Source organism: Blautia sp. ZXY-1-C6, from assembly GCF_056339875.1.
In genome coordinates this window covers 1-11521 of record NZ_JBWJVQ010000277.1, presented here as the reverse complement: position 1 = coordinate 11521, position 11521 = coordinate 1, and the positions used below count along the sequence as shown (strand labels likewise).

The following is an 11521-nucleotide window of genomic DNA, read 5'->3' as shown; positions in this document are numbered from 1 at the left end:
TCAAGAGAACACCATCTGCATTTTTAGGTTCCTGTCGTTACAAGCTTCCTGAAATTCACGAAGATAAAGCAATTTATGAGAAAATTTTTGAGATCTTAAATAAACTGGATATCTATGCGTTTATCTACATTGGCGGAAATGATTCCATGGATACGATCAAGAAACTGTCTGATTATGCGATTCTCACAGGACAGACTCAGAAGTTCCTTGGTGTTCCGAAAACAATCGACAATGACCTGGCGCTGACAGACCATACACCCGGATTTGGAAGTGCTGCAAAATATATCGGCGCATCCACAAAAGAAGTGATCCGCGATGCACTGGGACTTACTTATAAGAAAAATATGATTACGATCATGGAGATTATGGGACGTAATGCCGGATGGCTTACAGGTGCCACAGCACTAGCAAAATCTGAGGACTGCGACGGACCGGATTTGATCTATCTGCCGGAAGTTCCTTTTGATGTTGAGAAATTCCTTGCAAAAGTAAAAGATCTTCTGAATAAAAAAGCATCTATTGTAATCGCAGTTTCCGAGGGAATCAAGCTGGCAGACGGAAGATATGTATGTGAGCTTGGAAGCGTGGGAGACTATGTGGATGCATTTGGACACAAACAGCTTCAGGGAACAGCCACTTATCTGGCAAACTTCCTGGCAGCGGAGTGCGGATGCAAGACAAGAGCTGTTGAACTTTCCACATTACAGAGAAGTGCTTCCCACATGGCATCCAGAGTGGATATTGATGAAGCATTCATGGTAGGTGGTGCTGCAGTTAAAGCTGCAGATGAAGGTGACACAGGTAAGATGGTTGTTATCGACCGTGTTTCCGATGATCCGTACATGGCAGCTACAGGTATCTACGATGTACACAGAATCGCAAATGAGGAGAAACTTGTTCCGAGAGAATGGATGAATAAAGATGCTACAAACGTAACTAAGGATTTTGTAGACTATATTAAACCTCTGATCCAGGGAGATTATCAGCCTATTATGGTAAATGGTATGCCGAGACATCTGGTACTGAACATGAAAAAAGGCAGAAAGAAATAATTGATAAAAATTATAAACGGGCAGCCGGGCAGATCAACTTATCTGTTTTGCTTCCCGTTTTTTCCTGTTATATAATATATGAGATGTGAGAGAAAAATATAGATAAAGACCAGAATAAAGGACTGAGAAAACCTTAACAATAATAAGAATAATAAAATAAATCACTTTATGCAGAATGTATAAAAATTTTAGCTAATTTTAGCAGAATAACCTTGACGAAATGACACAAATTCTATAAAATAATTATGTGCGTATAAGAAACATATATTTACTTATGTGCGAAAGGTGTGGCTGTTCAGTTACTTCACAACAGAATGCTGAATAGTTACAAAAGAACAATAATTTAGGAGGAAAATGTAAAATGGCAAAATGGGTTTACATGTTTACAGAAGGTAACGCTAATATGAGAAACCTTCTGGGTGGTAAAGGTGCCAACCTTGCTGAAATGACAAACCTTGGTCTTCCTGTACCTCAGGGCTTCACAATCACAACAGAAGCTTGTACTCAGTACTATGAAGACGGAAGACAGATCAATGATGAGATCATGGCTCAGATCATGGAAGCAATCACCAAAATGGAAGGAGTTACCGGAAAGAAATTCGGTGACAAAGAAAATCCTCTGCTTGTTTCCGTTCGTTCTGGTGCGAGAGCTTCTATGCCAGGTATGATGGATACTATCCTGAACCTTGGTTTAAATGAAGACGTTGTTAACGTACTTGCTGAAAAATCCGGCAATGCTCGTTGGGCATGGGACTGCTACAGAAGATTCATCCAGATGTACTCTGATGTAGTTATGGAAGTCGGAAAGAAATATTTCGAAGAACTTATCGATGAGATGAAAGCTAAAAGAGGTGTTAAGCAGGATGTTGAACTTACTGCAGAAGACCTTCATGAATTAGCTGAACAGTTCAAAGCTGAATATAAAGCAAAAATCGGTGCTGATTTCCCAACTGATCCTAAGGAACAGTTAATGGGTGCTATCAAAGCCGTATTCCGTTCCTGGGACAACCCACGTGCGAACGTATATCGTCGTGACAACGATATCCCGTATTCCTGGGGTACAGCTGTTAACGTACAGATGATGGCATTCGGTAACATGGGTGATGACTGTGGTACAGGTGTTGCCTTCACACGTGACCCTGCTACAGGAGCTAACGGTCTGTTTGGTGAATTCCTTACAAATGCTCAGGGTGAAGACGTTGTTGCCGGTGTTCGTACACCTATGCACATCTCCGAAATGGAACAGAAATTCCCGGAAGCATTCGTACAGTTCAAACAGGTTTGCGAAACACTTGAAAAACACTACAGAGACATGCAGGATATGGAGTTTACTGTAGAGCATGGTAAACTGTATATGCTTCAGACACGTAATGGTAAGAGAACAGCTCAGGCTGCTTTAAAGATCGCTTGTGACCTTGTTGATGAGGGAATGAGAACAGAAGAAGAAGCTGTAGCTATGATCGACCCACGTAACCTTGATACTCTTCTTCACCCACAGTTTGATGCTGCTGCTCTGAAAGCTGCTACACCAATGGGTAAAGGCCTTGGCGCTTCTCCTGGAGCTGCTTGCGGTAAGATCGTATTCACAGCTGATGATGCTGTTGAATGGGCTGAAAGAGGAGAAAAAGTCGTACTTGTACGTCTTGAGACATCTCCGGAAGACATCACAGGTATGAAATCTGCTCAGGGTATCCTGACAGTTCGTGGTGGTATGACATCTCACGCAGCAGTTGTTGCCCGTGGTATGGGTGAGTGCTGTGTATCCGGATGTGGTGATATCGCTATGGACGAAGAAAACAAGAAATTTACACTTGCTGGTAAAGAATTCCACGAAGGAGACTTCATCTCCATCGATGGTACAACAGGTAACATCTACGACGGAATCATCCCGACTGTAGACGCTACAATCGCTGGTGAGTTCGGACGCATCATGGCTTGGGCTGACAAGTACAGAACAATGAAAGTTCGTACAAACGCAGATACTCCGGCTGATGCTAAGAAAGCTGTAGAGCTTGGTGCAGAAGGTATCGGTCTTTGCCGTACAGAGCATATGTTCTTCGGTGAGGGACGTATCGATGCATTCCGTGAAATGATCTGCTCCGAAACAGCAGAAGAGAGAGAAAAAGCTCTTGCAAAAGTTCTTCCATTCCAGCAGGATGACTTCAAAGGTCTCTTTGAAGCTCTGGAAGGTAACCCTGTTACTATCCGTTTCCTGGATCCGCCTCTTCATGAGTTCGTTCCTACAGATGAAGCTGACATCAAGAAACTTGCAGATGCTCAGGGCAAAACTGTAGAGCAGATCAAGACTATCATCGCTTCTCTTCATGAGTTCAACCCGATGATGGGACATCGTGGATGCCGTCTTGCTGTAACATATCCTGAAATCGCTAAGATGCAGACAACAGCAGTTATCCGCGCAGCAATCGAAGTTAAGAAAGCTCATCCGGACTGGACAATCAAACCGGAAATCATGATCCCACTTGTTGGTGATGTAAAAGAGCTTAAATATGTTAAGAAATTCGTAGTTGAGACAGCTGATGCTGAGATCAAAGCCGCTGGTTCTGACCTTCAGTATGAAGTTGGTACAATGATCGAGATCCCGAGAGCAGCTCTTACAGCTGACGAGATCGCTAAAGAAGCAGACTTCTTCTGCTTCGGTACAAACGACCTTACTCAGATGACATACGGCTTCTCCCGTGATGATGCAGGTAAATTCCTCAACGCATACTATGACGCTAAGATCTTCGAGAACGATCCATTTGCAAAACTGGATCAGGTTGGCGTTGGCAAGCTGATGAAGATGGCTATCGAACTCGGCAAACCGGTTAACCCGAACCTTCACGTAGGTATCTGCGGCGAGCATGGTGGAGATCCGTCTTCTGTAGAATTCTGCCACAAGATCGGTCTTAACTATGTATCCTGCTCACCATTCCGTGTACCGATCGCTCGTCTTGCAGCAGCACAGGCAGCTATCGCTGAGAAGAATGCATAATTAGCATAAAATATAGATTCATGCGCGAGCATGAGAGTGTCCAAACGTAAAATGGCTCCTGGAACTTTAGAAAAATCTGAAGCTCCAGGAGCTTTTTGATGTATTTTGTAGTGAAACGTGGAATAATCATTTGTAGAAAGTTTTAATTATGTGATCTTTGCATTTATGATCAGGAGATTTGATTTCAAAACTCCGGAATGCGAGGATGATGATACAGAGACAAAACTTTATACAAAAGCAGACGTAAATGTAAGAAAAGAAGCAGGAAAAATAGCCGGATAATTAAGATAGTTTATCTGATTATCCGGCTGTTTTTGTCTGGCTGCATAGTAAGCTTCATAGTAACCTTCATGGTAAAACAAATTGACGTTACATATGAAAAGTGATATAATGTACAATGATTTGACATAAAATATATAAAAAAAGTACAAAATACACAAAAAATACTTACTGTAGAGGTGCTTCAATGTATGCAGAATTACAAATGGAACTGGAAACAAAAGAAATAAATTACAGGCAGTCATCAAATTTACAGGGAGTTATTATGGAAAATATTTCTCCAGAATATGCAGCCAGACTACATGGAAACCAGTTAAATCCTTATAGTCAATGTATCACGAGGGAAAATAACAGCACCATCTGGACAATAAAGACTTTGAATGAAGAAGCATATGAAAATATAATTATGCCGTTGTCTGAATGTACAGATATTTTTTTGAGAAAAAAGGGATTATCAATTTCTGTATGTAATAAAAGGATGCACTTGAAAAATGATAATGAACTTATCACAGAGTTTTATGAGAAGAAATGTCCGAAATATTTGGAGATAAAGTTTCAGACACCCACAGCTTTTAAAAGTGACGGAAAATATGTAATATATCCGGATTTGGGCTTAATATATGCCAGTCTTATGAGAAAATACAGTGCTGTTTCAGAAGCTTTTGATATGTTTGATGAGGAAACACTGGAGGCACTTGTTGAACAGAGTGAAATCGTGCGGTACCGTTTGCAGACAGTACCATTTCCATTGGAGAAAGTTCAGATCACAGGTTTTACAGGAAGTATCTGTATTCATATTAGAGGACCAGAAACAATGGCAAGATATCTGAGAATGTTATTTAAATTCGGAGAATTTGCCGGAGTGGGAATTAAGACAGGCATGGGAATGGGAGCAATGAAATACGTCAGGAGGAATGAAGATGATTGACCAGAAAATTAAGTTGATTACAGGAAGTCTGCTTCATGACATAGGAAAAGTAGTTTACCGGGAAGGCAGTGACAGAAGAAATCATAGTGTATCAGGATATGATTTTCTTAAAGAAGAGGGAAAAATAGAGGATAAAGAGATTCTTGACTGTGTAAGATACCATCACTTTTCAGAAATCAAAAGTGCACGTCTGAAAGAGGATAATCTGGCGTACATCGTTTATCTGGCAGATAATATAGCTGCCTTTGCAGACAGGAGAAAAAAGGAAGACACTGAAGAAAAGGGTTTTGATCTGTCAGTCCCGCTTCAGAGTGTGTTTAATGTATTGAATGGAAATAACCAAAGTTTTTATTATCAGCCAGGTGATATGGATGATCAGGGGAAGATTAATTATCCTGCTTCTGAGAAAAAGCCATTTTCCAGAGAATTCTATATGAAAATCTGTCAGAGAATGTTAGATAATTTCAGAGGTATGAATTGGAGTGAAGAATATCTGAACTCCTTACTGGCCGTTATGGAAGCAAATCTTTCTTATATGCCATCCTCCACTTCAAATGAAGAATTAAGTGATATTTCCCTGTTTGATCATGTAAAATTGACTGCGGCAATTTCTAGCTGCATATATGATTATTTAAACGAAAATCATTTGAGTTATAAGACGGAATTATTTGATAAGAAGGATTTTTATGACAGGAACGCATTTCTCTTATGTTCTATGGATATTTCAGGAATACAGAGTTTCATATATACAATAAGCTCTAAAAATGCATTGAAAAATTTGCGTGCAAGGTCTTTTTACCTGGAAATTATGATGGAGCATATCATAGATCTTCTTTTAGACAGACTGCAACTGTCAAGGGCAAATCTTTTATACTCCGGAGGCGGACATTGTTATCTACTTCTTGCAAATACAACGGAAACTGTTATACAGATTCAAAAATTTCAGGAAGAATTGAAGGAATGGTTATTGAAACAGTTTCAGACGGATCTTTTTGTTGCTTTTGGATATGTGCAATGTACAGGGAATGCATTCAGAAACGTTCCGGAGGGTAGTTATACAGAGTTATTCAGGAAAATGAGTAAAATGCTGTCGTTGCAAAAACAGCACAGATATACGGCGAGAGAAATAATTCGGTTAAATAATCGAAAAGAGCAGGATTATTCCAGAGAATGTAAGGTTTGCAAAAAAATCGGACATGTAGATGAAGAGGGAGTTTGCCCTCTGTGCAGAAAAATAGAGAAGCTTTCAAAAAATGTATTGTATGCAGATTTCTTCTCCGTTGTACTGGAAAATCCAGATGAAAGAGAAGATGCCATGCCACTGCCGGGAGGATATTGTCTGGTTGCAGACGATGAAAAAAAACTGTGCAGACGAATGGAAAATGACGATTATTTTGTACGAGCCTATTCTAAAAATAAGCTTTATACAGGAAAACATATTGCTACGAAGCTGTGGGTAGGAGATTATTCAACAGGAAGTACTTTTGAAGAATTTGCCCGGGAAGCTGAAGGCATCAGCAGAATCGGGGTATTGAGAGCAGATGTGGATAATCTTGGACAGGCTATTGTGTCAGGATTCTGTAATTCAAAAAATGGAGACAGATATATGACATTATCCAGAACAGCTACTTTATCCAGACAGTTATCCTTATTCTTCAAGTATTATATTCGATTCATCCTGGAAAATGGAGAATATTCACTGGAAGGAAAAAATGGTGGAAAGAAAAGACAGGCTACAATTGTATATTCCGGAGGAGATGATGTATTTATTGTAGGTGCATGGAATGATATTATTGAATTGTCTGTAGATCTGAGAAGAAAATTTGAACAATATACTCAGGGGACATTAAGCATTTCAGCAGGCATCGGTATTTATGATTTTTCTTATCCGATTGCTGCCATTGCAGAAGAAACCGGTATGATGGAATCAGAGTCAAAGAGAATGCCGGAAAAAAATGCAGTGACATTACTTCAGGATGGAGAAATTCATCTGGTGGATGACGGGGATGAAGAAAAAGAGATCAGCGATGGAACCTATTCATGGAAAGAACTGGAAGAAGGAGTTGTTCAGGAAAAATACAGGGCATTATGTGATTTTTTTGAAGGTATTGACGAAACCAGAGGAATGTCCTTCTTATACCGTATGATGGAGTTGGTAAGAGGACATGAGGAGAAGATCAATTTTGCAAGAATGATGTATCTTCTTTCCAGGCTGGAGCCGACAGAGGAAGGACCGAAAAAAGAAAAATACAGACAGTTGTCTCAGAAAATGTACAGGTGGATTCAGTCGGATCAGGATTGCAGACAATTGAAAACAGCAATTAATCTTTACGCATACATTCATCGCAAAAAGGGGGAACACAGGGATGAGAATTAATGAGAATAACTATGTAGATAAAGCTGAAGAGGCGATTAAGAGTCTGGTTGAGGAGTCAAAGCAAAAATGCAGAGGAAAAGTAAATATTGTAACTACATCTAAAATACGGAATCTTCTGGCAATGACTGCGGATATTTATAATCAGGTTCTTACATATACATCAGAAAAATTGGATGATGAAATTTGTGGAAGAATTGAGTATCTCAGAATTCGTTTTATATATGAATGTGGTCGGGAGCCAAAAGTAAAAGCATTTGTAAAACAGGCAGAAATTCTGGAGATTCTTAAAGAAATCAGACAGAGTAAAAAGAATTATCTGTTGTTCAGCAAATATATGGAAGCTTTGATTGCATTTCACAAATATTATGGCGGCAAAGAACAGTAGGAGGAAAGATTTATGTATGGAAAAATCAGGATTTCAGGAAATATTTTAGTAAAAACAGGAATGCATATTGGTGGAAGTGGTGCATTTGCTGCAATTGGAGCTGTGGATTCGCCAATCATAAGGGATGCCAGAACAAATCTGCCGATGATTCCCGGAAGTTCTCTGAAGGGGAAAATGAGAAGCCTTCTGGCAAAAGAATTCAATGAGCGTGTAGTGGAGCCAAATGAAGATCATGAACGTATTACACGACTGTTTGGCTCTTCAAAAAAGGGAAATATAAAAAGAAGCCGATTACTGTTTTCTGATATGGTTTTAAAAAACGAAGAAGAATTACGAGATGCCGGACTTCAAAGTATGACAGAAGTAAAATTTGAAAATTCTATTTCCAGAGCTACTGCTGTAGCAAATCCCAGACAGATTGAACGAGTTGTCAGAGGTTCTGTTTTTAAACTGGATTTGATATATGAATTAGAAGAAGAACAGGAATTTTTGGAAGATATGGAAACTCTCGCAGAAGCAATGAAATTATTGCAGTATGATTATCTTGGAGGAAATGGATCCAGAGGATATGGAAAAATCCAATTTCAGGATATTTATACAGATGCAGTTGTCGGCCATGTTGATAATACATTGCTGGAAAAATGCAATTTGATTCTGAATGAGGCTGTGAAAGAGTAGTCGGTGAAAGGAAGGATACTTTGAATTATACATTATATTGTTTGGAGTTTATAAATGGAGTCCATTTTGGCAGGGGAAATCTGGATAGTTCAGAGATCACTTTTCATGCAGATACTCTGTTTTCAGCTTTGTTTCAGGAAGCACTGAAAATGAAAAAACAGGATAGATTTTTGAAACAGGTGTCAGATAGAAAAATCATATTCTCTGATGCATTCCCATACATAGGAAAAATTTACTATATTCCGAAGCCAATGATTGCTGTTCAGACAGCGGATGAAAGCAAACAGGGAGATTCCCGTCAGAAAAAGAAATTCAAAAATTTGAAATACATCCCAGTAAGTACGCTCACGGATTTTGTGAATGGAACTTTTCCGGAAGAACATATGGAGGATATGAAATATCTGGGACTTTATGATATGAAAGTTTCAGTAGGAATTCATGGAATGGAGGAGCCGGAACCTTTTCGGGTTAATACATGGCATTTTAATACAGGAACAGGTCTGTATGTGCTGGCAGGATATGAGAATGAAAGTGACAGGGAATTGTTAGATGAACTGTTCGAAAGTCTGCAATACACTGGTATAGGTGGAAAGAAAAGTTCTGGACTGGGAAGATTTGTATACAAGGTCTGTAAAGTTCCGGAAGATATGATGGGATATTTAAAGAAAAAATCAGAAAAAAACATTTTGCTTTCCACTGCGCTTCCTGAAGATGAAGAATTGGAACAAGTCATGAAAGGTTCTTCATATCTTTTAATAAAAAGATCAGGATTTGTGGATTCATCAGAGTATGCATTGCAGCAAATGCGAAAAAGAGATCTCTATGTTTTTTCATCTGGTTCATGTTTTGTGCACACATTCAGAGGAAGAATCATTGAAGAAAGAAACGGTGGAAAACATCCGGTATTTCGATATGCAAAAGCTTTCTTCATGGGGGTATAATATGGAACGAAAATTAAAAACATATCAGATACATCTGAAAGTCAATGGACCGGTATTTGTAGGTGATGGAAACGAAATACAGAAAAAAGAATATATGTTTCTGAATAGAAATACCATAGGGGTAATAGATGGCTCAAAGTTCTATATGTTGGCTAAAAAACTTCATCTTCAGAATGATTTTGAACGTTTCATGATTGATGATACAAGAGAAGACTTAAAACACTGGTGTCTCAGAAACCATGTATCTCAAAATGATTTAAAAAACTGTATGAAATATGTAGAGAATGTGGGCGACAGATCAGAAGAAAAAGGAAAGCTTCAGGTAATGACCTGCATTACAGATCCATATGGGAATCCCTACATACCCGGAAGTTCTCTGAAAGGAATGTTGCGAACACTTCTTCTGGGTAGAGATATTCTACAAAACTGCGAAAAATATAGAACTGATACCAGACAGATCAGGAGTGATTTGGAAGTTAACAAGATTAACAGAAGAATCTTAAATAATAATATTGTAAAAATTGAGAAAAATGCATTCAATTCAGTAAGATCTTCGGGAAAAGAAACTGTTGATTTCGATATTATGTCAGGTATTATCGTTGGAGACAGCGAACCCTTGTCCAGAGAAGATATTATTTTGTGCCAGAAATGGGAGCAGCACACAGATGGTACATACAAAACATTGAATCTTCTGCGAGAGTGCATAAAACCGGGAACAGTCATTAAAAGTACATTGACAATTGATGAAACACTTTGTAATATAAAAAAGGAAGATATTTTGGAAGCAGTACAGTTATTCTATGAACAGTATTATCAGAATTTCCAGAAGAAATTTCCGCGAAGTGACAGGAGAAAACCGAATACAGTATTTCTGGGCGGTGGAAGCGGTTTTGTTTCCAAGACAGTGATTTACCCGTTATTCGGAGAAAAAGAGGGCATTGAAACTGTAAAAAATATTTTTGACAGAACAAATGTGCCTAAAACCCATCAACATTATAAAGATACCCGTATGGGAGTATCCCCTCATATTTTAAAATGTACAAGATATCAGGGAAAAGAATATATGATGGGGGAATGTGAATTAAATATTATTTGAGCATTTTGTTCTTAAATGCGTGAAATTTCGTATTTTGCCGCGCATGGCTTAAATGCTGGATTTGTGAGAACTTTTTACTTTCCAAAACAGCTGTATTTCAATGAAATTACTTTTCCCCCGCAATCCCCCTATTCGTCCCAGACAGGACATGGGGTTGCGGGGATGGTATTGAGAAATGTAGCTCCCCGATAGGGGACGGAAACGTTGAAAGAGGAAACTAGTTCGCTAAAGGAAGATCTAATTGAGAAATGTAGCTCCCCGATAGGGGACGGAAACTATTGCCTACCATCCACTTCAACTTTGACTTTAAGCTCGCCATATGGATTGAGAAATGTAGCTCCCCGATAGGGGACGGAAACTATTGCCTACCATGCTTTTCAGCGACTTTCAAAACTATTGAGAAATGTAGCTCCCCGATAGGGGACGGAAACTGTGTTCTATGAGCCTGATTGACGAGTTGCAAGTCCATTGAGAAATGTAGCTCCCCGATAGGGGACGGAAACGACTATACCGCCCACCTACGGTATTTTAACGCTTATTGAGAAATGTAGCTCCCCGATAGGGGACGGAAACGTATGGGTTAAATTCAAACGGATCCTGACCTTTTATTGAGAAATGTAGCTCCCCGATAGGGGACGGAAACTTTACTTGAGTAACTCATTCCATCAAACAGTTTCTGTATTGAGAAATGTAGCTCCCCGATAGGGGACGGAAACTCGGGCAGATCCGGTACAATATTACGTCACTTATACACATCATTGAGAAATGTAGCTCCCCGATAGGGGACGGAAAC

The 11521-nt window shown here is 39.2% G+C and carries 9 protein-coding genes and 1 CRISPR repeat array; all 9 genes read left to right on the top strand.

All coding sequences use genetic code 11. The features are described from left to right. Positions 1 to 1052 (top strand): diphosphate--fructose-6-phosphate 1-phosphotransferase (locus AC075J_RS17660; protein WP_476390558.1); only part of this gene is annotated, 1052 nt, incomplete at its 5' end. A gap of 361 nt (positions 1053 to 1413) precedes the next feature. Next, positions 1414 to 4044, top strand: a complete 2631-nt coding sequence (gene ppdK / locus AC075J_RS17655; protein ID WP_055201217.1) for a pyruvate, phosphate dikinase — start codon at positions 1414 to 1416, stop codon at positions 4042 to 4044. A 150-nt stretch (positions 4045 to 4194) separates the two neighbouring features. Then, positions 4195 to 4326, top strand: a complete 132-nt coding sequence (locus tag AC075J_RS17650) for a hypothetical protein (protein ID WP_256280509.1) — start codon at positions 4195 to 4197, stop codon at positions 4324 to 4326. Positions 4327 to 4510: 184 nt separating this feature from the next. Beyond that, a complete protein-coding gene (gene cas6, locus AC075J_RS17645; protein ID WP_008703382.1) occupies positions 4511 to 5251 on the top strand; it encodes a CRISPR-associated endoribonuclease Cas6 in 741 nt (246 codons plus the stop codon). After that, positions 5244 to 7628 (top strand): type III-A CRISPR-associated protein Cas10/Csm1, encoded by a 2385-nt coding sequence (cas10, locus tag AC075J_RS17640; protein WP_476390557.1) that lies wholly within the window; start codon positions 5244 to 5246, stop codon positions 7626 to 7628. Before cas6 ends, cas10 begins: the two co-directional genes overlap by 8 nt. Further along, positions 7618 to 8013 (top strand): type III-A CRISPR-associated protein Csm2, encoded by a 396-nt coding sequence (gene csm2 / locus AC075J_RS17635; RefSeq protein ID WP_008703380.1) that lies wholly within the window; start codon positions 7618 to 7620, stop codon positions 8011 to 8013. The genes cas10 and csm2 overlap by 11 nt, the downstream gene beginning before the upstream one ends. 12 nt (positions 8014 to 8025) lie before the next feature. Beyond that, the gene (csm3, locus tag AC075J_RS17630; RefSeq protein ID WP_118613551.1) at positions 8026 to 8691 is read left to right on the top strand and encodes a type III-A CRISPR-associated RAMP protein Csm3; all 666 of its coding nucleotides are present in this window, start codon (positions 8026 to 8028) and stop codon (positions 8689 to 8691) included. 20 nt (positions 8692 to 8711) lie between these two features. Continuing rightward, positions 8712 to 9632 carry a type III-A CRISPR-associated RAMP protein Csm4 gene (csm4, locus tag AC075J_RS17625; protein WP_118613553.1) on the top strand — a complete coding sequence of 307 codons (921 nt, stop codon included), beginning with the start codon at positions 8712 to 8714 and terminating at the stop codon, positions 9630 to 9632. A gap of 1 nt (position 9633) precedes the next feature. Further along, a complete protein-coding gene (gene csm5, locus AC075J_RS17620; protein WP_182465546.1) occupies positions 9634 to 10728 on the top strand; it encodes a type III-A CRISPR-associated RAMP protein Csm5 in 1095 nt (364 codons plus the stop codon). A gap of 167 nt (positions 10729 to 10895) precedes the next feature. Then, positions 10896 to 11521: a CRISPR direct-repeat array (repeat unit 36 nt; unit sequence ATTGAGAAATGTAGCTCCCCGATAGGGGACGGAAAC).

Excerpts from the sequence above, each read along its gene's own strand:
- ppdK (WP_055201217.1), top strand. The coding sequence starts at position 1,414 with ATGGCAAAATGGGTTTACATGTTTACAGAAGGTAACGCTAATATGAGA.
- cas6 (WP_008703382.1), top strand. The coding sequence starts at position 4,511 with ATGTATGCAGAATTACAAATGGAACTGGAAACAAAAGAAATAAATTAC.
- cas10 (WP_476390557.1), top strand. The coding sequence starts at position 5,244 with ATGATTGACCAGAAAATTAAGTTGATTACAGGAAGTCTGCTTCATGAC.
- csm2 (WP_008703380.1), top strand. The coding sequence starts at position 7,618 with ATGAGAATTAATGAGAATAACTATGTAGATAAAGCTGAAGAGGCGATT.
- csm3 (WP_118613551.1), top strand. The coding sequence starts at position 8,026 with ATGTATGGAAAAATCAGGATTTCAGGAAATATTTTAGTAAAAACAGGA.
- csm5 (WP_182465546.1), top strand. The coding sequence starts at position 9,634 with ATGGAACGAAAATTAAAAACATATCAGATACATCTGAAAGTCAATGGA.